The sequence below is a fragment of the Psychromonas sp. B3M02 genome (assembly GCF_003318165.1).
Lineage (GTDB): Bacteria > Pseudomonadota > Gammaproteobacteria > Enterobacterales > Psychromonadaceae > Psychromonas.
In genome coordinates this window covers 39,148-62,668 of record NZ_QOCB01000013.1, presented here as the reverse complement: position 1 = coordinate 62,668, position 23,521 = coordinate 39,148, and the positions used below count along the sequence as shown (strand labels likewise).

The 23,521-nt window shown below is 37.6% G+C and carries 20 protein-coding genes; 14 read left to right on the top strand and 6 right to left on the bottom strand.

What is annotated here, in order from left to right; genetic code table 11:
* Positions 1-13: 13 nt before the first annotated feature.
* On the bottom strand, positions 14-817 hold the full coding sequence (locus DS885_RS01825) for an ElyC/SanA/YdcF family protein (RefSeq protein ID WP_113817696.1): 804 nt from the start codon (positions 815-817) through the stop codon (positions 14-16).
* Positions 818-1,272: 455 nt separating this feature from the next.
* Between DS885_RS01825 and DS885_RS01820 the strand changes: the two genes are divergently transcribed.
* The 8 genes from DS885_RS01820 to DS885_RS01785 all read left to right on the top strand — a co-directional run bounded on the left by DS885_RS01820 (position 1,273) and on the right by DS885_RS01785 (position 10,749).
* Entirely contained in the window at positions 1,273-2,043 is a 771-nt protein-coding gene (locus DS885_RS01820) for a methyltransferase domain-containing protein (RefSeq protein WP_113817717.1), read from the top strand.
* Positions 2,043-2,267: a DUF2835 domain-containing protein gene (locus DS885_RS01815; protein WP_113817695.1), complete on the top strand. Its 225-nt coding sequence runs from the start codon at positions 2,043-2,045 to the stop codon at positions 2,265-2,267. The genes DS885_RS01820 and DS885_RS01815 overlap by 1 nt, the downstream gene beginning before the upstream one ends.
* A gap of 248 nt (positions 2,268-2,515) precedes the next feature.
* Positions 2,516-3,637, top strand: a complete 1,122-nt coding sequence (gene wecB / locus DS885_RS01810) for a non-hydrolyzing UDP-N-acetylglucosamine 2-epimerase (protein WP_113817694.1) — start codon at positions 2,516-2,518, stop codon at positions 3,635-3,637.
* 2 nt (positions 3,638-3,639) lie between these two features.
* Positions 3,640-4,890 carry a UDP-N-acetyl-D-mannosamine dehydrogenase gene (gene wecC / locus DS885_RS01805; protein WP_113817693.1) on the top strand — a complete coding sequence of 417 codons (1,251 nt, stop codon included), beginning with the start codon at positions 3,640-3,642 and terminating at the stop codon, positions 4,888-4,890.
* A 237-nt stretch (positions 4,891-5,127) separates the two neighbouring features.
* Positions 5,128-6,528, top strand: coding sequence for an undecaprenyl-phosphate glucose phosphotransferase (locus DS885_RS01800; protein WP_113817692.1), 1,401 nt, complete (start codon positions 5,128-5,130; stop codon positions 6,526-6,528).
* An 835-nt stretch (positions 6,529-7,363) separates the two neighbouring features.
* Positions 7,364-8,107, top strand: a complete 744-nt coding sequence (locus DS885_RS01795) for an SHOCT domain-containing protein (RefSeq protein ID WP_220149622.1) — start codon at positions 7,364-7,366, stop codon at positions 8,105-8,107.
* A 115-nt stretch (positions 8,108-8,222) separates the two neighbouring features.
* Positions 8,223-9,215: a transposase gene (locus DS885_RS01790; RefSeq protein ID WP_113817690.1), complete on the top strand. Its 993-nt coding sequence runs from the start codon at positions 8,223-8,225 to the stop codon at positions 9,213-9,215.
* A 424-nt stretch (positions 9,216-9,639) separates the two neighbouring features.
* Positions 9,640-10,749: a RelA/SpoT domain-containing protein gene (locus DS885_RS01785; protein ID WP_113817689.1), complete on the top strand. Its 1,110-nt coding sequence runs from the start codon at positions 9,640-9,642 to the stop codon at positions 10,747-10,749.
* Positions 10,750-10,911: 162 nt separating this feature from the next.
* On the opposite strand, the gene rsmF is transcribed toward DS885_RS01785, so the two are convergent.
* Genes rsmF through DS885_RS01765 form a run of 4 tightly spaced genes read right to left on the bottom strand, consistent with a single transcriptional unit; the run spans position 10,912 to position 16,254 of the window.
* A complete protein-coding gene (rsmF, locus tag DS885_RS01780) occupies positions 10,912-12,357 on the bottom strand; it encodes a 16S rRNA (cytosine(1407)-C(5))-methyltransferase RsmF (RefSeq protein ID WP_113817688.1) in 1,446 nt (481 codons plus the stop codon).
* 55 nt (positions 12,358-12,412) lie between these two features.
* Positions 12,413-15,079: a PqiB family protein gene (locus DS885_RS01775; RefSeq protein ID WP_113817687.1), complete on the bottom strand. Its 2,667-nt coding sequence runs from the start codon at positions 15,077-15,079 to the stop codon at positions 12,413-12,415.
* Entirely contained in the window at positions 15,069-15,701 is a 633-nt protein-coding gene (locus tag DS885_RS01770) for a paraquat-inducible protein A (RefSeq protein ID WP_113817686.1), read from the bottom strand. Before DS885_RS01770 ends, DS885_RS01775 begins: the two co-directional genes overlap by 11 nt.
* Positions 15,694-16,254 carry a paraquat-inducible protein A gene (locus tag DS885_RS01765; protein ID WP_258546823.1) on the bottom strand — a complete coding sequence of 187 codons (561 nt, stop codon included), beginning with the start codon at positions 16,252-16,254 and terminating at the stop codon, positions 15,694-15,696. Before DS885_RS01765 ends, DS885_RS01770 begins: the two co-directional genes overlap by 8 nt.
* A 224-nt stretch (positions 16,255-16,478) precedes the next feature.
* Between DS885_RS01765 and DS885_RS01760 the strand changes: the two genes are divergently transcribed.
* On the top strand, positions 16,479-16,742 hold the full coding sequence (locus DS885_RS01760; protein ID WP_113817684.1) for a YebG family protein: 264 nt from the start codon (positions 16,479-16,481) through the stop codon (positions 16,740-16,742).
* Between the two features lie 63 nt (positions 16,743-16,805).
* Here DS885_RS01760 and DS885_RS01755 read toward each other — a convergent pair whose 3' ends face one another.
* Complete coding sequence (locus DS885_RS01755) at positions 16,806-17,723, bottom strand: glycosyltransferase family 2 protein (protein ID WP_113817683.1); 918 nt, start codon at positions 17,721-17,723, stop codon at positions 16,806-16,808.
* A gap of 206 nt (positions 17,724-17,929) precedes the next feature.
* Here DS885_RS01755 and thrS point away from each other — a divergent pair, with 206 nt between their 5' ends.
* The 5 genes from thrS (at position 17,930) to DS885_RS01730 (ending at position 23,515) form a co-directional block, all read left to right on the top strand.
* Entirely contained in the window at positions 17,930-19,837 is a 1,908-nt protein-coding gene (thrS, locus tag DS885_RS01750) for a threonine--tRNA ligase (RefSeq protein ID WP_113817682.1), read from the top strand.
* Between the two features lie 10 nt (positions 19,838-19,847).
* A complete protein-coding gene (gene infC, locus DS885_RS01745) occupies positions 19,848-20,405 on the top strand; it encodes a translation initiation factor IF-3 (RefSeq protein ID WP_113817681.1) in 558 nt (185 codons plus the stop codon).
* Between the two features lie 97 nt (positions 20,406-20,502).
* Positions 20,503-20,700: a 50S ribosomal protein L35 gene (gene rpmI / locus DS885_RS01740; protein WP_025564055.1), complete on the top strand. Its 198-nt coding sequence runs from the start codon at positions 20,503-20,505 to the stop codon at positions 20,698-20,700.
* Positions 20,701-20,716: 16 nt separating this feature from the next.
* The gene (rplT, locus tag DS885_RS01735; RefSeq protein ID WP_028862951.1) at positions 20,717-21,073 is read left to right on the top strand and encodes a 50S ribosomal protein L20; all 357 of its coding nucleotides are present in this window, start codon (positions 20,717-20,719) and stop codon (positions 21,071-21,073) included.
* Between the two features lie 216 nt (positions 21,074-21,289).
* Positions 21,290-23,515 (top strand): ABC transporter permease subunit, encoded by a 2,226-nt coding sequence (locus DS885_RS01730; RefSeq protein WP_113817680.1) that lies wholly within the window; start codon positions 21,290-21,292, stop codon positions 23,513-23,515.
* Positions 23,516-23,521 lie beyond the last annotated feature (6 nt).

The following is a 23,521-nucleotide window of genomic DNA, read 5'->3' as shown; positions in this document are numbered from 1 at the left end:
TGATAGGCTTGCTTTATTCTATGGTCGTTTCTGCTGGTAATATATCCTCTTCACGCATCTTCTTAAGTAACCACTGCTGTAATTGCCCTAAATATTCATGCATAGAGCGTTCTGATTTATACAACTGGTAAGCTGATGGAATGTAATTGTACCAAGGCAAACCATTGCTATGGTCTTTAGCCAGATACATGGCTGGAGCCGGAGTAGGGGATTGATGGAAACGCTTAAACAATTGCATTGCTCTTGGCATATGTGTTGCTGACGTCACTAAGGCTGCTTTTTTACCATCAATAATCAATGACATCACTTTTGCTTCTTGCGCGGTATCAAGTGTGTAATCTAGGCGAATTATCTTCTGTTTTGGGATCTGTAAGGTAACGGCAAGTTGCTCTAAAAGTTGAGCATGACTTTGTGTATCACCAAACCCCGATCCCGAAACAATTATCATGGCATCAGGATTGGCATAATGTAAACGCAACACCTCACTAAAACGACTTAATGCGGTTGCCGAAAGTTGTCCGGTAATAGGTAGATTTGGGTCATCAATACCTGAAGAGCCTAATACTAAAATATAATCGAAAGATTGATCGGCTTTTAATAAGGGGGGGTATTGTCGCTCTAAGGGTTTGGTTAGATGATAAGCACTAGGCAGTAAACTAAAGCTAAACAAGATTAAGAAGCTGCACAGTGTTAGTAGTTTGGCTATGACTTGGCGATCACTAAAAAACAGCATTAAAAGGCTGGCAAACAATAATAATAAAGCGAAAGGCAGTGGCATTAATAATCCGCCGATCCATTTTTTTATTATAAACTCCATTGTGCTTCCTTTTGTTATTTATATATTTAAAATATTTTAATCAATAGCTTAGCGTTATTGTTAATCAATTAGCATAATACGTTGACTGTTTTTATTTAGCTCACTTTGTTAGGTATTTTTTAGAAATGACTTGCTCTACAATATCACTTTTTATAACACTAAGTGAATAGTCAATTTAGTAATAAGCTCATTGGCTTATGTTGATGATTGTTAACAATAATTCAGTTATATCCCGTATACTAGCTTATACCAATCATATTAAAGTAAATGAGCTTAATTTGCGCAGAAAAACTGACTCAGTGTAAGGCGTCATTTTAATTAAACAGTTACTCTATGAATGAAATAACAACGCATAAATAAGTTTTTAACCAGTAAATTTTTAACCAGTAAATAGAACCGTTAATTAGCATGATTGGTATGAGTTAATGGCTTTAAAGAATAGACGAGAAATAGCAGTGAGTGACCATAATTTTGACCCAATCGCAGAAAAATTTGTAAAAAACATTTACGGGAGTGACAAAGGTGAAATCCGTAAAGAAGTGGTTTGGCGAGAACTGGAATATTGTATACAGCGCTTAAATAAACCTGTTCTTAGAGTCTTAGATGCAGGTGGAGGTTTTGGTTTTTTTAGTCAAAAACTCGCCGCATTAGGACACCAAGTTGTGTTATGTGATATTTCTGGTGAATTATTAAAAGTAGCAAAAAAACAGCTGGAAGGACAAGATTATCAACACAATGTGACCTTATTACATTGCTCAATTCAATCGCTTCCAGAATATGTTTCTGGGCAATTTGATCTTATTCTTAATCATGCCGTATTAGAGTGGTTAGCAGAACCGAAAGCCACCTTATTAAACTTGTTAGATTGGCTTAAGGATGATGGTTTGTTGTCATTGATGTTTTATAACAAGGAAGCACAACGCTTTTTTAATCTAGTATCAGGTAACTTGAATTTTGTAGAATTAGGCATGCCTCGCAAAAAAGTAGTGCGTTTATCGCCAACTAACCCGCTATATGAAAGAGATGTGGTAGATTGGCTTACACAAGCTAAGATGCAAACCCTACGTAAAACTGGAGTGCGTGTTATTCACGATTATATGAAATCACCTGAGGTGGCTGAAAATGATTTTGAACAGATTTTAAGTATGGAAATGACCTATTGTCACCAAGAGCCCTATGCTTCCTTGGGGCGATATACGCATTTAACCTTAGCGAGGGAAAGTTAATGCAGTCATACCATTTTAGAATTAATATCAATTATCAAGAGTTTGAAAAGTTATACCGAGTACCTAACACAGTGGTTAAAGTACGCAGTGAACAAGGCGCGACTATTCAGTTGCCTGCAATGCGCTTTGTCCCATTCTTTACGCAATTAGGAGTAAGAGGGTACTTTGAGTTACAGCTAACAGATGAAAATAAGTTTCAAAGTTTAACCTGTCTTCATCATTAAATATCATGAGAGAATAGCTAGTTAGGTGTATTTCTCTATCTTAATGAGTAGATACTTAAGTGGGCATAATTTGTATACTGCATCTCTAAAAAATTGACTTTTTATATATATTACAAGAATGTTATCTTATTAACCGTCCTTAGCGTCCTATTGATTGGTTTTCTTGTCTTTATGTACAGGGAAGTATTCTCTACTTTCCCAATTTATGTCGTTCTTATTATAATTAATACCATTTCAATGGGTGATTCATGAAAAAAGTATTAACCGTTTTTGGGACTCGTCCAGAAGCGATTAAAATGGCGCCACTAGTCCATCGATTAGCGGCTGAACCAAATATAGAGAGTAAAGTCTGCGTCACGGCTCAGCATAGAGAAATGCTAGATCAGGTATTAGCTCTATTTGCTATTACTCCAGATTATGATTTAAACATTATGAAAATGGGGCAGGACCTATTTGATGTGACCGAAGGCATTTTAGGTGGTTTAAAACCTGTCCTTGATGAGTTTCAACCTGATGTTGTGTTGGTACATGGCGACACAACCACTACTTTCTCTGCTTCATTAGCTGCATTCTATAATAATATTAAAATAGGTCATGTAGAGGCAGGCTTGCGTACAGGTAACCTTTATTCCCCTTGGCCTGAAGAGGCGAACAGAAGATTGACGGCAGTATTAACCCGTTATCATTTTGCACCTACTGAATTATCCAAAAAGAACCTAGAAAAAGAGCATGTGCCAGATGCGCATATTACGGTAACAGGTAATACCGTTATAGATGCATTGTTATGGGTAAAAAATAAATTACTGTCTGACACTCGTTTACAACAGCATTTGGATGCTCAATTCTCCTTTTTAGATAAAAATAAAAAGATGATCTTAGTGACAGGCCACAGACGAGAAAGTTTTGGGAATGGATTTGAACGTATTTGTGAAGCCTTAGCCAATATTGCCAAAGCACAGCCTGACGTACAAATAGTATACCCGATGCATTTAAATCCTAATGTGAGAGAGCCTGTTAACCGCTTATTAGGTAAATTTAACAACGTATATTTAATTGAACCTCAAGAGTATTTACCTTTTGTTTACTTGATGGTTCGGTGTTATTTAATCATCACGGATTCTGGCGGTGTACAAGAGGAAGCGCCATCTTTAGGTAAGCCTGTACTTGTGATGCGGGACACCACGGAACGTCCTGAAGCAATTACTGCTGGCACAGTAAAGTTAGTTGGGACAAATGTGCAAAGTATTACTGAGGAAACCTTGCTGTTATTAACAGAAAAAGACAGTTATCAAACCATGGCTAAAGCACATAACCCCTATGGGGATGGTTTAGCCTGTGCACGAATAGTAAACGAATTATTAAAGGATTAATTATGCCATTTCAGACGGTCTCAGTGATTGGACTAGGATATATTGGATTACCCACTGCTGCAGTGATCGCTTCACGCGGTATGGATGTAATAGGTGTAGATGTAAATAGTGAAGCTGTTGAAACGATCAACGCTGGTAAAATTCATATTGTTGAACCTGATTTAGATATCGTGGTGCGCAGTGTGGTCACCACAGGTAAATTACGTGCGACAACTAAAGCAGAGCCTGCTGATGTATTTATGGTTGCAGTACCTACTCCTTTAACGTTAAACGAAGGCGGAATACCTACTCCCGATATCTCTTTCATTGAATCTGCTGCTCAGATGATTGCGCCAGTACTCGCTAAAGGTAACCTAGTTATTTTAGAGTCAACTTCGCCAGTGGGGACGACTGAAAAATTAGCTGCTTGGTTAAAAGCAGCTCGACCAGACCTGTCTTTCCCGCAAGATAAAGGTGACCTTGCTGATATTAAAGTTGCACATTGTCCAGAGCGTGTATTGCCTGGACATGTGTTGCATGAACTTGTGTCTAATGACCGTGTTATTGGTGGGATGTCGAGTACATGTAGCAAGTTAGCGACCATGTTATATGCAAAATTTGTACGTGGTGAGTGCATTGTGACCAATGCGCGTACTGCTGAGATGGCAAAATTAACAGAGAACTCATTTCGCGATGTGAATATTGCTTTTGCGAATGAGTTATCGGTGATTTGTGACCAATTGAAAATCAATGTGTGGGAGTTAATTAAACTAGCCAACCGCCATCCGCGAGTGAATATTTTAAACCCTGGTCCGGGTGTTGGTGGGCATTGTATTGCTGTTGACCCATGGTTTATCGTTGATAGCTGTCCTGAACAGGCGAATATAATCAAACAAGCGCGTTTAACTAACGATGCCAAACCACATTACGTAGTTGATCAAATTTATAAAGCGGCTGATCAATTCAAACACCCTATGATTGCTTGCTTGGGGTTAGCATTTAAAGCAGACATTGATGACCTACGTGAAAGTCCTGCATTGGACATTGTGGAAGATCTGGTTGCTAAAGGTTTTGGTGATATTCTTGCCGTTGAGCCAAATATTAAAACCTTACCTGCGTCCTTATCTAAGTCTGGTGTGAAATTAACCACACTCGAAGATGCATTGGAAAAAGCGAATGTGATCGTTGTGTTAGTGGACCATAAACAATTCAAAGCAACCGACCGTACTAAATTTGCTACCAAAGTTGTGATAGACACCCGAGGCATTATTTAACTTTTGCGCCATAATGAAGCAAGTTAATACCAATAATATTTATTAATTGATCTATTTTGCTTGTGTAAATAATTTATTGCTTCGTTGTACGTTTCTTGAAAGGAACAACCATTAAAGAGTTAATACCTTTTGTTAACTCTTCGACAGGTTCAACTTCGTTTAAATCTACACTATTTTCCTTAGCAACATTTAGGTTACTTATTTTATATAATTGGTCTCATTTGCTAAGGAGAGTAGATGTCTGAGCCTCGCTATGTAAAAGATAGTGCCAATGCCTATTCAGCACTATACCGATGTATTGATTTCCTCATTATTCAAACAAGCTTATTTCTGATCCTCTCGCTACGAGAAGAAGCCTATATTCATACCTACTTAGTCGTTGGCTTGATTGCCTCAATCGGCTTCTTATTTGCCGCTGAAAGTTATCAACTATATCGTTGTTGGCGCCTTGGTGAGTTCTCTCGAATCGCCAGTTATACCTTCCTATGTTGGGTAGCAGGTGTGTTCTGTGTGGTTATTTTCCTGTTTTTTAGTAAAACCAGTTTAGATATCTCTCGACTAATTGTGGGGTTATGGATTGTTTTTAATAGTATTGCCCTCGCGGGTTGGCGCTTCCTGCTTTACCTGTTTCTTTACAAACGTCGTCAAGCTGGGTTTTATACACGTAAAGTGGCGATTTTTGGTTTAACCCAATCAGGGGTATTACTGGCTGAACAATTCATTAATAAGCCTGAGACGGGTTATATATTAACTGGCTTCTATGATGACCGAGCTGATACTCGCTCACCCACTAAATACAAAGAGCATTTATTAGGTGGTATTAATCAAGGTATTGAGCTCGCAAAAGCGGGAGGGATCGAGGTTATTTATATCGCATTACCTTTAGCTGCCCAAAAGCGTATAGAAGGGGTGTTGAGATCTTTAGGCGATACCACCATTGATGTGTTTATTGTGCCCGACTTTTTTACCTTTAACTTATTGAATGCTCGTTTATCACACCTTGGTGCCATTCAAACAATCAGTGTTTATGAGTCGCCAATGACCGGCCCCTCAAGATTATTAAAACGACTTGAAGATATCCTTGGTTCATTAGTGATACTAACGATTATTGCACTACCTATGTTATTAATCGCCTTGTTAATAAAAATCGATTCTAGAGGGCCTGTTTTATTTAAACAACTACGGTATGGGTTAGATGGTCGAGCGATACAGGTATGGAAGTTCCGATCCATGCACTCCATGGAAAATGGCAAAGTAGTGAACCAAGCCGTACGCAACGATGTCCGTATCACTAAGTTAGGGGCAATATTGCGTCAAACTTCCTTGGATGAATTACCTCAATTCATTAATGTGTTGTTTGGCAGCATGTCATTAGTTGGCCCACGTCCTCATGCTGTTGCACATAATGAAGAGTACCGAAAGCTGGTGGACTATTATATGTTGCGCCATAAAGTCAAACCAGGCATCACAGGCTGGGCGCAAATTAACGGCTGGCGAGGCGAGACAGATACCCTAGTTAAAATGCAAAAACGTGTTGAATTTGATTTAGAGTATATCCGTAACTGGTCAATTAGTTTTGATCTCAAAATTATTTGCTTAACCATAGTCCGTGGCTTTAGAGATAAGAATGCTTATTAATATTGCTATTGGTGATAAAGAAAAGGATTGATCTTGATGTTCTTACTAAATGATTATTTACATAAGTATTATGTCTGAATATTAGGCACAGTAAAAAGTGTGTTGGTTAATCACTCCCGTTGATTTGAGCCATTCTCTTTAGCCCTGTTTCATATTTTAACGTTTTTCGTGGTCCAGCTAGGTTTTTAGTCGCGGCATTGAATAGGCCTTGTTGCAGCTAAAAAGTTGTTATAACAATTTTTTAGCTTAGTACACAACTCATGATATATGGGTTTTAGGGGCGCTGGCTTCAGCCTGCTTGTTTTGACTTTACCTCGTTTCCGCGATCCTCCGTCGGCACTTATATACTTAGAGCAATAAAGACTTAGTATTAATTAATGCTTACGTTTGTCCAATCTACTTTAATCTTATTATTACTAGTATCGCTTTGTCGGTGGGTTACTTTTTTTAAACCAGTAGAAAGCTGAAACCAAAGTTTCTATTTGTATTTTCTTAATTGGATAGAAGAGTTATTCAGTGAGTTTACGATAAAGAAATATACGTTTATTTATACACCTAGAGTATTTACAACATTTCCGCCGTCAATATTGCATTTTGTCGTCTTTTTACATGACTTATATTTCATCTTTAATTTTAAATTATTGATTAAAATGATAATTGCAGTAGTCTAGGTCTATTATTAATCATTAGATTTTTGTCATCTTTACGCTTGAAATGTGGCATTTTGTTATCTAATAAGATGTTAGGTTTTTTTATAATCTAGCGATGACAAATTCGTCAGCCATTGGTGTTGACAAAATTCAATATTTTTTTATACATTTAAGGAAGTAATATTTTGAAATTAAATTGTTCTGCAATTATGGTAATCTCTGCTCTGCTTACAGGATGTGCTCATCCAATCATAATCTCACCAGATGAGCAAAAAATATCATCAAACTTATCATCAAATGATAATCGAGAATATACCGTAGGGTATTATATTTCGCCTAAAGATAAAGCATTGGAAGTTACCACACTTGGCGGTGGCGGAGATAATGTAAGATATTATCCTTATCGAGACATAGAAAAGGGTTACAAAGCTATGTTATCAAATGTTTTTGTATCAGTAACAAAATTGGATTCTATCGATAAAAGTGATTCCCAGTTGCAAAATAAAATAGACTTAATATTAACACCGAAAATAATCACTACATCAGGTAGTACTGGTTTCTTTACATGGCCACCAACAAATTTCTCAGTTGATCTAACTAATACAATAACTAGTGTTGATGGGAAAATAATCAGTGAACCACGGGCAGTCGGCACTGGTGGTGCAAGTACAAGTGAAAAGCTTTCTGAGCATGGTATTGCAGGTAGACGTGCAATTGAAGATGCACTCTTGAAAAGTCAAGTTATGCTTTTTAATGTAGAATTACCACAGAAAAAAAATTCAACTAATTTAGTTAAGTCAGCTAAAAAAGAGAGTTCTGATGCGTCTATTTTAGAACGATTGAAAAGTCTTAAGGAACTTAAAGACTCAGGCTTAATAAACGAAGAAGAGTTTAAAAGCAAAAAGAAAGAAATTATTGAGTCGTTATAATCGTAAGGGAATGCTGGAGAGCAGGGAATGCTGGACACCCATCAATTTTGAATTAATTTAAAACGTAAACTATCTTTTAAATGAGCTTATTGTTGCATTTAGGAGGTAGTTTTTTATGACTCAATCCCGCCAATCACAAGTATCGTTATCTGATACGCCTTATTACCATTGTATTTCACGCTGTGTTCGCCGCGCTTATTTGTGCGGGGAAGATAAATACACTGAAAAGTCTTTTGAGCATAGGCGTCAATGGGTGGTTGAACGAATGCATTACCTTGCTTCGCTGTTTAGTATTGATATTTGTGCCTATGCTATTATGTCCAATCATTATCATCTGGTGTTACATGTCGATGAAGCATCCAATGAAGCGCTAAGTCATGAGGAAGTTTGTGAACGCTGGTGTCAGCTATATTCAAAGCCTGTATTAGTTGAACGTTGGCAATCAACACAAACCATATCAGAAGCAGAAAATAAAGTGGCATTATCTATTATTGATAATTGGAGAGATAGGCTCGCTGATATCTCATGGTTTATGCGTTGTTTAAACGAATTCATCGCACGTAAAGCCAATAAAGAAGATGAATGCTCAGGTCGTTTCTGGGAAGGGCGTTTTAAATCTCAAGCGCTACTAGATGAAGATGCCTTGTTAACTTGTATGGCTTATGTGGATTTAAATCCAGTACGAGCAAAAATCAGTGATAGTGTAGAGACCTCTGAATATACGTCTGCTTATGAGCGCATTCATGGTGTTGCCCAACAAAACGAAAAGCCACTAGCATATACTTTTACTAAAAAACCTTTATTTGGTTTTATAGGTGATGAAAACGAACAATCAACACGAGGTATTCCATTTTCGCTATTAGATTATATTGAGTTAGTGGATTGGAGTGGTCGTATTATAAGGGAGGATAAACGTGGCGCTATTTCAATGCATCGTCCTAGCATACTCTCTCAGCTTGGGTTAGATGATGACACTTGGTTATCACTAGCCAGTCGCTTTGGTAAAGATTATCACGGAGCGGTCGGGTCGTTAGAAGCATTAGCCGTTTATGCAAGCCACACAGGAAAGCGTTGGATAGCCAGTAAAAATCAATTACGGCTGCATTAGCTAATCGGTAGTTTATTTCATTAACAATAATGCCCTAATTAGCGCTCGCTAAGCATTTCCGCATACAAAAATTGATATGTTTAAGATTTTTCTTCTAAATTAAACGTATTATCTCGAATAGTTCAACAATGTGTATTGTTCACTTAGCTTTTTACTTAGCTTTTTGATAACCGAAATCGTATTATCATTATAATAAATTAATGGATGTCCAGATCGTTCTACAATTAGTCTCAGAATATTTGGAGAAGACAATTACGCTGTATAAAGAAAAAGGCTGCGATGATTGGTGGATTAACCATTACCCAGAAATTTAACAAGGCAATTAAACGGAACTAAAACAGTGGGTTATGTTTCGCTTCGCTACACATTTTAACTCACTATTTTAGTCCGCTTATTGCGGCGTTATGTTTTAAAGGATTATCCATTGGCAAATCAAGCATACGAAAACCAAAAAGTTACACTTATTTATTCAAAAAAATCTATCGATAAGGCAGCTAGAGGTATTCGTCATGGTTGCGAAAGTGAAGTTCGAGAAGATGCTATAAATAAAATTCAAAATTTTCGTGAATTACACATGTATCCGCTAATGTTAATCAAAAACCATCTAGCGAGAACTGCAAAAAAAATAAATAAGGATATTGTTATTGCAAGACGATTAAAGCGTCTACCTACAATAATTAATAAACTTGAGAGGCCAACACTTGATGGGACTCAAGGTAATGCTATTAAACTCACTAGGATGCAGGATATTGGAGGATGCAGAGCGATTGTAAAAAATTTAAGTGAACTTACTGCTCTTCAGCTTAGACTTGAGAAAAGTAAATCAGTCCATAAAGTTATTCATAAATCTAATTATCTCACTCCAAAAGAAAGTGGTTATGGTGGAGTTCATTTAGTTTATAGTTGTTTTGATGAAGATGATACTGGGAATAATTGGAAAAAAACTAAGATAGAAGTTCAACTTAGGACTAAGTTGCAGCATGCTTGGGCTACTAGTCTTGAGATAATTGATACTTTAGAAAAAATCGAATTAAAAACAAGTATAACTGGGCATGAAAAGTGGAGGCATTTTTTTAAGGTTTCAGGAAAGCTTGTTGCTCATGATGAATCAGCTTGCACCTTAAATGATCAAGAACTAGTTGAAGCTAAAAAGGAGCTGAAAACTCTAGAGGCTGAATTAGAAGTCACACGTAAGCTTACTAGTTTTTCTTTTGCTATAAAAGCAGCAACAAACTCTTCAAAAAAATTATCTTACAGTAGAAATATAGGTATGTGTTTAGTAATACTGAGAAAAGACGAATTGTTTGACCCAAAGCATACAGGTATTAACGATCTAAAGTTTGAGACTAAACAGTTTAAAAATAGTGACACTAGAATTGCCTTGAGTGAGTTAAATGAAAGTGAAAAAGATGAAGATATTTCACTATCAGTTCTTTTAGCAACAACAGATGCTAGAACATTGAAGAAAGCTTATCCAAACTACTTTGGTGATACATTCGACTTTCGACGTTTCATAAGAAAGCACATTGATTAAAGAGTTGCTTAAAACATAACAAGTGACTATTTATACCCTAAATCACTGCGGTGCTGTACCTTAGACGTTTCGTGTTCTGATATAACTAAAATGAGTCACATATTCCAAGCTTGCCCACTATTCACAGTAAGCAAGCTGGTAGGTGTGACTTAATCTCTAGTGTTAAAAATCAAATAAATTTTGGTCGATGATCAGGTCTCTAGGTCGACTGTTTTTAATGCGATTATCTAGTGATTTACCTAAACCTATGACGTGATCTTGATAGGTTAATAGCACTTCACCTTTGGTATTTGAAGTATCAATGTCGTGAATATCGCGGCCTTGATAATAGGATTTTGCTTGTTCAGCGGTTAAAGATACTTTGTTATTTGACGCTTGTTGTCCGTAACAAGTAGCAAACTCATGACTTGCCCTGAACCCCGATTTATGGCCTTTACCAAATTGCTCTGCGACTTTTATACCTAATCGAGAAAAACGTAATTCTGTAATTAATGGAATTATATTTTCAGGGAAGATCCAAAATTCATCATCACGCTGGTAGAGAACTCCATTAAATTCATCAATGCCAAATTGCTCACTAAAGTAATTTAATAGGCTCTTGTTAGTGGTTGCTGGTGCAGGTTGAAATGGGAATTTTCCTAATCGTTTCTTTGCAGGCTCACTCTCTACAAATCCAGTTTTTTGGATTGCCGCGACAAAAAAACCTTCCGTATCGTAAACCTGTGGCCAAATATGTAAAAAGCCTTCTTCCGTTAAGGTTTTTTCTGCGCCTTCAAATAAGTTGTTAAGAGAAAGGAAGTCAACCTGCTCAGGATAGGTTTGTTGTAGGGAGTGGCAGACCTCTTGGTTTTCTTCAAGGCTTAATGTACAGGTTGAATAAACCATTACACCGCCTGGTTTAAGCGCTTGAAAGGCGCTTTTTATTAACTCTTTTTGTGTTAATGCAATGGAGTCAATCGCTGATTGCTGCCAATTTTTCATGGCGTTTTTGTCTTTACGCACTGTGCCTTCACCAGAGCAGGGCGCATCTAACAAAATAGCATCAAAGGTATTCGGCAACCATTGACCAAATACGGCAGCATCAAAGTGCGTTAATGCTACGTTTTGTATGCCACATCGTTGTATGTTGGCATGTAACATTTTGATACGGCTTGAAGAGTACTCGTTGGCAATCACCAAACCTTGGTTATTCGTTGCTGATGCAAGTTGCGTGGTTTTCGAACCGGGCGCTGCTGCGGCATCTAATAAGGTAGAGGTTTTGTTCGGTTGAAAATGACTCAATAAAGCGGCAACGGGCATCATTGAGCTGGCTTCTTGAATGTAAAATAAACCTGCTAGATGCTCTGCACTATTACCCAGTGGGATTGATTCATCTTCAATATCAATCCAGAAACCTTCTTTACACCAAGGTACAGGCGTTAAGGACCAAGCGTGCTTTTGTGCAATAAGTTTGAAGGCATTAATACTTATTTTCAGTGTATTAATTCTAATGGCGCGGCGCAGCGGACGGCGACAGGCACTGAGCAAATCATCAATATTTAATTGTTCAGGTAAAATGTTGATCATCTTATCGATAAAAGCTTGAGGTATAAAAGTATTGCTGTCCATTTGGATCCTTACAAAACGCGCACGGTTAATGCGCGCAAGATACCATAATCTGATTTTAATTAGGAATATTAAGTTTCCAATCTAACCAATCTTCATCTAATCCAGATTTTAATTTAAAGGTTGAATAATCAGCTGCCGCTGGCTGTAATGGTTTATTGTCGGTTGTGCTCATGCTGATCCCTCCTTTTAATAGTGAGGTTAATGAGGCTGCTTTTAATGCAGCGCCGGTAATACCAATATCTAGATTAAAGCCTGAGGCCGGCCAGAAAATACTATTTTCTCGAATTAAATGGCTAAATTCTGGGTATATGTTGATCATTATTTCCACACCTGATGCATTGCTGTTCAGGCGTTTATCCGTCACTTCACCAATCTGAATTTTACGGTGGTAGATAGGGCTGCCGATATTAGTAGAGCCTGCATTATCAGCGGTTAAAATCAGAGAGAGACCCACTTTATCTTTATCTAATGTAGGTGGTGCGACTTCCCCTACAAATTGTTTGCTGACTTGACCTTGTCCTGGTGCAACATTAATAAAGACGCCGCTGATTAAGGTTGATAGGTGTTTGGCTCCTGATAAGGAGATATCACTGCGAACTATCCAAAAACGGCTACCTTGTTTTGCGACCTTATCAAAGTAGTTTTCCATAATATCTAAGGTGACAACCACTTGATTGTTGTTATTTAAATCTAAGGCGCTGATTTCACCTATTTCTAGCCCTTTTAATTTAATTTTATTACCGACTTTTAAGTCAGAGGCATCGTCATATAAGAGGGTGATTTGTTTTAAAGGTTGCGTTGCATCTTGGTAACTATTATACAAACGGTACGCACCATTCTGAGTCTTATTACCCGTTGCATCAGGTGAAAAGGCTAAGGCAATGCCCCCCGTAGCAATAGACAATAAAGATTGTGCATCGACTTTGATGCCAGATAGGCCAGCGTTAACGCTAAAACCGCTAATATTCCAAAAGATAGTTTGCTCGGTGATCAGGTGTTTAAACTTTGGGTTTATATTGATAGTGGTTTGCATCAAACTGCTATCGTGTAAATTCAGAGCACTTACTTCACCTATCGCGAGTTTATGGTAGTAAACAGGCGACCCAATACTGACGGAAGGTAACTCTTTACTTAATAGGTTAACTTGTAATGGGCTAGCAAAGGCATCTTTACCTAATTTCGCCATCTCTTTAGAAGCATATAAATAGAAATTACGATCTTCTGTTAACGGCGCAGTTTCTTGATTAGATGGCGTTGGGTTATATAACGCAATACCGCCTTGAATGATATGTTGGATCGGTTTGCTATCAACCTCTACACCTTGAACAGAGGCTTTAATATTAACGCCGCTGAGTAAGTGAAATTTACTGTCCTGATTGACTAGGTAAGCAAATTGTTGGTCGATATCCATGTTAACTTGTACATGCTGACTGTCATTACTTAAGGTTAAACCATTAATGTGGCCTATGGTTAACCCTTTAAATGTAATCGGTGCGTTCTCACTTAATCCATTGGCATTATCTGCTATTAAGGTAAGCGATAATGTTTCCTTAGACTGATCAGATTTAACCATAAATGTGGTTTGTTGTTTTTCATTTAGGTAGTTATCGCCATGTGAAAAACTGATGAAATCACCGGTGATCAAGTTGCTCAAGTTTTCTATTTTAGAAAATGACACTGCGGCTTGCTCTACCCAAAATTCTGCGCTCTCAGTGACTAGCTCACTAAATGCTGGGTTGATTGTCGCATTTGCAACAAACAATTGGCTCGCTGAGTCATAGCGAATATTATCGATACGTCCAATACCATGTCCTTTGAATAAAATACCGGCTCTTTTAGGTAAGTTGTTGGTATTGTTTAATTGTAAAGTAATGCTTAATCCCTGTTGGCTATCGGCAATATTTTCAAACAACTGATAGACCTTATCTTGATCTGTTGATGCTGACCCTTCTGGGCTACTAAAAGTAATGCCTCCGGCAATCAAGGTGGTTAAGCTATCTAATTTAAATTCCACTCCTGAACGAGATAAATTGGCATTCAAACCACTAATATTCCAAAACTTACTCTTTTGTTTAACTAAGCTGCTGTACTTCTTTTCAATAAATGCTTGGATATTAACGTGCTTCCCTGATTTATCTAATCTAACGCGTGCGATTTCACCCACTTGTATTTTTTTGAAGAAAATCGGTGTGCCTACGGTAATTGAGTCAGCATTAGTACTACTTAAATTGATTAATAGCGCATTATCGGGAATGATGATCGGTTGCTCTGCAGTGGCCATAAATTCCGTGGCATCTTCACCTTCACCGGGTAAAATGTTGATATAACTGCCTGAGAATAGGGTATCTAACCCCGTGATAGAGGTTAAAGAGGCTTTAGGCGAGACTAACCAGAGTTTGCTTTTCTCTTTTAATAAGAAGGTTGCATGGGATTCAATTTCAGCGATCACATTCACGCCATCCACCTCATCTAACTCGACTTTTTTCACTGTACCTACAATCACACCTTTGTAACGTACTTTGGTTTTATCAACAATGATCCCGTCAGCATTGGTAAAGTGAATGCTAATTTGCACATTTCGATGGGTAATGTTTTGAAATAGGATCCAAATCGCTAACACGGCGGCGATAAATGGTAAAAACCATATTGGAGAAATGGATCTAGCAGGCGCAATCACTGGCTGAGAAGTTGAGTCAGTGGAGGAGTTTAAATTAGTTGGCATCGAGGTTAGCGTCCCATATTAAGCGAGTATCGAAACTTTGTGCGGCGAATAAGGTAGTGATCACCACTACGGTAAAAGAGGTTGCGGCAATTCCTGGGTATACAGATAAAAGGTTACCTTTATCAAATACGGCCATCATGATAGAAATAACAAACAGGTCGAGTATTGACCAGCGTCCTATCCAATCGACAATAGTATAGGCAAGAAGTTGCCTTTTAGGGTTCATCTTCCATTTAAAATGCGCGGCTAAAGAGATCACGGCTAAGGCAATGATCTTTAATACGGGTACTAACATTGAAGCGACAAATACAATAAGCGCAATACCTGGCATGCCCGTGGAGACTAAGGTCATAATGCCAGAAAAAATAGTGTCTGGGTAAGCTTCATTATTTTTGACTAAAAACGTTATTGGGTAAATATTTGCGGGAAAGATAAAAATAAATGCAATGCATAACAATGCCCAGGTTTTTTGAATACTGTGTTTTGTTCTCACTGAAATAGGAGTGCCACAATGCGGACAGTGTGTTTTATGCTGACTAATAGTAGAAGAGCGATCACACTCTTTACATAGTTGTGTATCTTGCTGAATTGCACTTAATCCACTTTTTAATGGTTTATTCATTAGTTAAGAAGCTCCAGTAATAAGCATTGCTGTATTCACAGATCATACTCATGTTAAGGATCAATAAAGCCACTAAAAAGAATAGTCCACTATCGTAATAGATATCTGCATAACTACTTAGTTTGAACAGAGCCACCATAAAACTGACGATGTAAACTTCTAACATAGACCAATGAATTAATACGCTGGTTAATTTAAGCACAGGGTTTAATAAACGAGGGCGTTTGTTTAAAACAACACAAGCACTACTGAAGCACATACAAGCAGCGAGCAGTACAGGGGCGACTACCGCACAAAAAATCACTACAAGCGCGACAATAGGTGCAAAACCGATTAATAATAGTGCACCTTGTAATAAGCTAGTCTGCTCTGTTACACCAAGTAAATGCACTGAGACTAAAGAGAAAGAAAAAGCAGGGACTGCAAGTAATAATGCGCTGAGAGCTAAGGCGAGTATTTTCTTTACATTAGCCACTTTCGCTTTGTACAACGTATGTTGGCATCGAGAACATTTAGCAACGTAACCCTTTGTTAAAGCTGGGCGTTCTGACACTAGGTCACAGTGCCTACAAATAATTGTATTCATACTTACTTATCAGTAATTTGAGATATGCAATAAGATAGCAAACTAAATATAAGATGACAAAATTTGCATTCTCAAAGCACAAGTAGTACTGTATATATACCCATGTTATTATGCAGTGTTGAAAATCACCACCTACCTTAAATTAGTATGGGCATAAACCATCTTTAATTGTTATAAAAAAAGAGGCCACCGTGGCAGTCATCATTAAATACATTGTAGAAAGAAAGGGTGTTGAAAAAATGACCTTTACCAGTAAGAAAGAAGCCGATGCATACGATAAGATGCTAGATAGCGCTGATCAAATTGCATTATTTCTAAGTGATAGTCCAGTTTCACTGGATGATCAGCAACTGGAAGAGTTAGGTTTATATATCGCAAGTAATAAAGATGTATTACAAAACCTATTTAAAGGGCAGTTATATAGCCCTGAAGCAATAGAAAAAGAACAGGAATAATTCGCTAAAATTATTCATGTAATAGCTGGTTAGTAGCAACTTAGAAACTATGAAATTTGCTTGTTATACGACCTTACTTGTGAAGCCCAATTTTGTTTTTATTTTCTCATAAAACTTTTTAAATATGACATTTAAAGTAGCAGGGATCCCCGCTTCTTTAATAGAGTAATAAATCCAATCTTGAGGCTTAGGTTTTGAAAAAGCATAATATAAAATTTGTTTTGCTAATCTTTTTTTATATTTGTGCTCCCCTAACCAATGACGATGTTTCTTAATAGCGGTTAATCGAGAATCGTAGTTCTCAATTTTCATTTTAGTTAAGTTGCTTATTATCCCGCTGTGAGTACCTTGACGATAATAAAATAAAGGTTGCTGTAGATAATAAATTTTACCAATTTGATTAAGCCGTATATAAATATCCCAGTCTACTCCGCATTTTAATGTTTCATCAAAAAGTAAAGGGAGTATCGCAGCCTTAGATACAAGTAGCCCTGATGTGCCGCAATATAGATTACCTAATCGAAGGTGTTTATCCTCAACAAATTCACCAACTTCAGGTTGATGTATTTTTCCTGTCTCTAAATGTTCTAATGAAGTTAAACATGCAATACAGTTATGTTTTTCAATGGACTGTATTTGTAACTCTATTTTATTTTCATACCAAATATCATCATCATCTAAGTAAGCTATCCAGTCACCATTGGCCATTTTAGTACCTTGATTTCTAGAGTAACCATTACCCATATTTGTTGTTGATTTATGATAGTGAATTCGCTCATCTTTAAAAGCTAAAATGACAGGTAATAGGTCCGTTGTTGAACAATCATCAACAACAATAATTTCGGATATAGGGTAGGTTTGGGCTAATACACTTTTTATCGCACTCTCTAAATAATCGGGGCGATTGTAGGCAGGGATTACAGCAGAAACATTCATCATAAGCATGGCCTTTAATAAAAATATTATTTCAGCATTAAACATCTTCAGTGCATACCAATTGAAACACTAGCAAAAATATTAAATTAGCGCTATGTCTTAATTTATTTACTATTTCTACTATTAAACTTCTGTTATTAAGTTAATTCAGACTTTTAATCTGTTTGCTATTTGTCTAGAATGCATGCTCGTTTTAAATTACTAAAATACATATGCTTTTTGGTTGGAAGCATCACTGTGAGGAAAATAGCATGCCAATTATTACTCTTCCCGATGGAAATCAACGTCAATTCGACAACACTACTTCTATAATGGAAATCGCTGCAGATATCGGCCCAGGCTTAGCAAAAGCTTGTATCGCTGGTCGCGTTAATGGTCAACTTGTTGATGCTTGTGATCCGATTGAAACCGATGCTGAAGTAGCTATCATCACCAGTAAAGATGATGAAGGTTTAGAAATATTACGTCACTCATGTGCACATTTATTAGGTCATGCAATTAAACAATTGTACCCTGAAGCTAAAATGGCAATCGGTCCTACCATTGATAATGGTTTCTACTACGACGTAGATTTAGAGGTTACCATTAATGATGAAGAGTTAGCTAAAATTGAAAAACGCATGCAACAGTTGGTGAAAACTAATTATAAAGTTGTGAAAAAGAAAGTAAGCGTTGATGAGGCTATCGCTGTATTTAAAGAGCGTAATGAACCATACAAATTAGAGATTCTTGAAGGTATTGATAAAGATGATCGCCCAGGTTTGTACCATCACGAAGAATATGTAGATATGTGTCGTGGTCCACACGTACCTATGATGAAATTTAGCCAGTGGTTTAAATTAATGAAAGTGTCGGGCGCATACTGGCGTGCAGACTCGGACAATAAAATGCTACAACGTATCTATGGTACGGCTTGGGCAGATAAAAAACAGTTAAATGGTTACCTCAAGCGTCTTGAAGAAGCTGCAAAACGTGACCATCGTAAAATTGGTAAACAGTTAGATCTTTACCACATGCAAGAAGAAGCACCGGGTATGGTGTTCTGGCATCCAAACGGTTGGACTATTTTCCGCGAACTAGAAAGCTATATTCGTGAGCAAACAGTTGCCTTTGGTTACCAAGAAGTAAAAGCACCACAAATTTTAGACCGTTCATTATGGGAAAAATCGGGTCACTGGGATAAATACAAAGACGGTATGTTCTGTACTTGTAGTGAAAACCGTGATTACGCAATTAAACCAATGAACTGTCCTGGTCACGTACAAATCTTTAATCAAGGTTTAAAATCATACCGTGACTTACCATTGCGTTTATCTGAATTTGGCTCATGTCATCGTAATGAACCATCAGGTTCTTTACATGGATTAATGCGTGTTCGTGGTTTCACTCAAGATGATGCACATATCTTCTGTACTGAAGAGCAAATCCTTGAAGAAGTATCTGCGTGTATCAACATGGTATTTGAATGTTACAAAACATTCGGCTTTGAAGATATCGTGGTTAAATTATCTACTCGTCCAGAAAAACGTGTTGGTGATGATGCAACATGGGATAAATCTGAAGCTGCGTTAGCACATGCATTAGACGAAAATGGTGTTAAATTCGAATACTTACCAGGAGAAGGTGCTTTCTATGGTCCAAAAATCGAATTTACTTTATATGATTGTTTAGGTCGTGCGTGGCAATGTGGTACAATACAGTTAGACTTCTCAATGCCAGGTCGTTTAGACGCTACTTATGTAGGCGAAGATAACGAACGTCATACTCCGGTTATGATTCACCGTGCGATTTTAGGTTCTTTAGAACGTTTCATCGGTATCTTAACTGAAGAATATGCGGGTATTTACCCAACTTGGTTATCACCTCAACAGGTGGTTGTAATGAATATTACTGATAAACAGTCAGAATTTGTTACAGAAGTAGTCAATAAATTGAAAAAAATGGGTATTAGAGCCATTTCGGACTTGAGAAATGAGAAGATAGGCTTTAAAATCCGCGAGCATACATTAAAGCGTGTTCCATACCTTCTCGTTATCGGTGACCAAGAAGTTGAAGCTAACGAAGTAGCAGTAAGAACACGTAAGGGTGATGACCTTGGTAAAATGCAGGTTGATAATTTCATTGACCATGTGAAGCAAGAGATCATTTCCCGCTCATAACATTAATTACTTGGAGGAATTTGTTATAAAAGGTGCAAAAAAAGGCCCTCAAACGGCTAACAAACATCGTTTAAACGATGAAATAACTGGTACTGAAGTACGTCTTTCTGACGCAGAAGGCAAACCTGTTGGTATTGTTTCTTTAGAAGAAGCTAAAGACATGGCATTTGAAGCAGACCTGGACTTGGTTGAAATTAGTCCAAATGCCGAGCCGCCAGTTTGTCGCATCATGAACTATGGCAAATTTCTCTTTGAAAAGAGTAAATCCGTTAAAGAACAACGGAAGAATCAGAAACAGGTTCAGTTGAAGGAAATAAAATTCCGTCCTGGGACTGATGATGGCGACTATCAGGTAAAACTACGCAGCCTGGTTCGCTTTCTAGAAGAGGGTAACAAAGCCAAAGTAACGCTACGTTTTCGTGGTCGTGAAATGGCGCATCAATCACTTGGGATGGAATTATTAAATCGCGTTAAAAACGATTTAGTAGAAATCTCGACTGTCGAATCTTTCCCTAAACTGGAAGGTCGTCAAATGGTGATGGTACTTGGCCCTAAACGTGCTAGCTAAGGCATAAAGAAGTATTGAAGTGCGAATATGAAAGTATTCGCATTATTTACTCGCCTTACTGGTTTAATTTAAATATTTTAACAATGCGGAGTTCGCAATGCCTAAAATGAAATCTAACAAAGGTGCTGCAAAGCGCTTTAAAAAGACTGCTTCTGGTGGTTTTAAACGTAAGCAATCTCACTTACGTCATATCCTTACTAAGAAATCTACTAAACGTAAACGCCACCTACGTGCTCAAAGCATGGTAGCAAAAGTAGACGTACCTAGTATTAACAGAATGTTACCATTCGCTTAAGTAAGGAATATATAAAATGCCAAGAGTAAAACGCGGTGTACAAGCTCGTGCACGCCATAAAAAAGTCTTAAAACAAGCTAAAGGTTATTACGGAGCTCGCTCACGTGTTTATCGCGTAGCAGTTCAAGCAGTAACTAAAGCTGGTCAATACGCTTACCGTGACCGTCGTCAACGTAAACGTCAGTTCCGTCAACTATGGATCGCACGTATTAACGCTGCATCTCGTTTAAGCGGATTATCTTACAGCCGTTTCATCAATGGTCTTAAAAAGGCTTCTGTTGAAATCGATCGTAAGATCTTAGCTGATATTGCTGTATTTGATAAAGCAACATTTGCACATTTAGTAGAAGTTGCTAAAAAAGCGCTAGCTTAATCATTATTGATTAAATAGTATTGAAGAAGGAGACATTTATGTCTCCTTTTTTTTGCTCAAAATTTACCTTTCGAACTCCTCAAAAGCGCTTTCTCACTTCAGTTTGTTTAAAATATAAACTATCTCCTTGCTAAATAGCAGTATCATGACAGCTGTAATATAACTGTCACAAAAGAGAAATATAATCCTCGCCATCAATGATGTTGGAGATAGTAAATGGAACGTGATTTAGCGACCACGCTACAAGCAAATAAAAAGCGAGTGGTTAAGGATAAATTAGTAAAATATGGGGTAACAACAGGCGGCTCGTTAGTGCTGGTCACGTTGTTGCTAATTTTCGGGTACCTTTTATACGTTGTTTTCCCAATTTTTGCGCCAGTAAGTATCGAAGAAACGCAATCATTTCAACGTAAAGACGCGACACCAATCTATGCACAGGGTATAGATGAACAAAATGAAGTTGCTTACCAAATGGATGAGCAAGGTTTATTACGTTTTTATTCTTTAAGGGACGATGATTTAGGTCAGTCGTTACTCCAATATCAAGCCTTTGAAGATACTAACGAAATCACTAAAACAATGCCTGCAAGTGGCATTTTTGCATTAACTAATATGCAAGGTGAAGTAAAAATCGTTAAGCCTAGCTTTGCAACAAGTTATCCAAATGATAAACGATTAATTACACCTGAATTGGATTTCCCATTGGGAGAAGACGTTTTTGTCGTTTCAGAAAATCAACAACCTTTACATCATTTAGCCTTTGAAATGAATGAAGAAAACGCGGGTATTGCTGCGGTAAATGATGATGGCGAAGGCGTTTACATGCTGGTATCAGGTGAAGAAAACTTCATGACCGGTGACGTTGAATGGTCTCAAGAGTTATTTACATTACCTGGTTTTCCAAACAAGGTTGACCAGTTATTGTTAACGCCTAATCTGCGTAAGTTATTTGTACGTAGCGCTAATGACTTAATGGTCTACGACATTAGTGATACCGATGATATCCATATTGATTCGGTGTTTAAAGTGAATGCTAAAGGCACTAACGTTAATAATATTCAGTTACTTACTGGTGCAAGCTCATTACTGGTTGCCAATGAAAATGGTGTGATTAGCCAGTGGTTTGAAGTGTTGGGTGAAAACAAACGTGAATTTACCTTTATTCGTGATTTTAAAGCGCCTGCTAAAGTGACTCATATTGTTCCTGAGTTTTACCGTAAAGGTTTTTTGACTACAACAGAAGCAGGTGAGTTGTCGATTTTCCATACAACAGGTAATACTGAATTATTAACTGAGTCTATCTCTAAAGCGGGTGCGTTGAATATTGCTATCTCTCCACGTGCTAATGCAATTCTAGTATCAGATAAAGACGTTATCAAACTGTACTCTGTTGATAATGAACATCCTGAAATTACATGGTCAGCACTATGGCAAGAAGTGTGGTATGAGGGTTACCCAGAGCCACAATATATCTGGCAGTCAACCTCTGCAAGTGATGATTTTGAAGCAAAAATGAGTTTAGTGCCTATTTCATTCGGTACTATCAAAGCTGCATTTTATGCCATGTTATTTGCGGTACCTATTGCTATATCAGCGGCGATTTACACGGCATACTTCATGTCTCCGGGGATTCGTTCTTACATCAAACCAACCGTTGAAATCATGGAAGCATTGCCAACGGTTATTCTCGGTTTCTTAGCTGGACTATGGTTAGCACCAATCGTTGAAAATCAGTTACCGGGTATTATTCTTCTATTAATTACTTTACCAGCCAGTATTTTAGTGGCTGCGATAATTTGGACGAATTTACCTAAATCAATGAGCGATAAAGTTAGTGAAGGCGTATTACCTTTAGTTTTATTACCTATCCTAGTTTTCACTGGTTACTTCTCAATGGCCTTTAGTGAAACCTTGGAGTTATGGTTATTTAATGGCGATACACGCGTATTCCTAACCAATGACCTAGGTATCAACTTTGACCAACGTAACTCATTAATCGTAGGTATTGCGATGGGCTTTGCGGTTATTCCAACTATCTTCTCAATTGCTGAAGATGCCATTTTCAGTGTGCCTAAAAGTTTAACGATGGGTTCACTGGCATTAGGTGCGACGCGCTGGCAGACATTGGCTAAAGTGGTTATTTTAACTGCTAGTCCAGGTATTTTCTCTGCTGTTATGATGGGTATGGGACGTGCTGTGGGTGAAACAATGATTGTATTAATGGCAACAGGTAACACACCTATTATGGATTGGAATATATTCGAAGGTATGCGTACGTTATCGGCTAACATCGCCGTAGAAATGCCAGAGTCAGAAGTAGGTAGTTCACATTATCGCGTATTGTTCCTCGCTGCATTTGTGCTGTTTATCTTCACCTTCTTCTTCAACACGGTCGCTGAGTTTGTTCGTCAGCGTCTGCGTGAAAAATATTCAAGCCTATAAATAGGA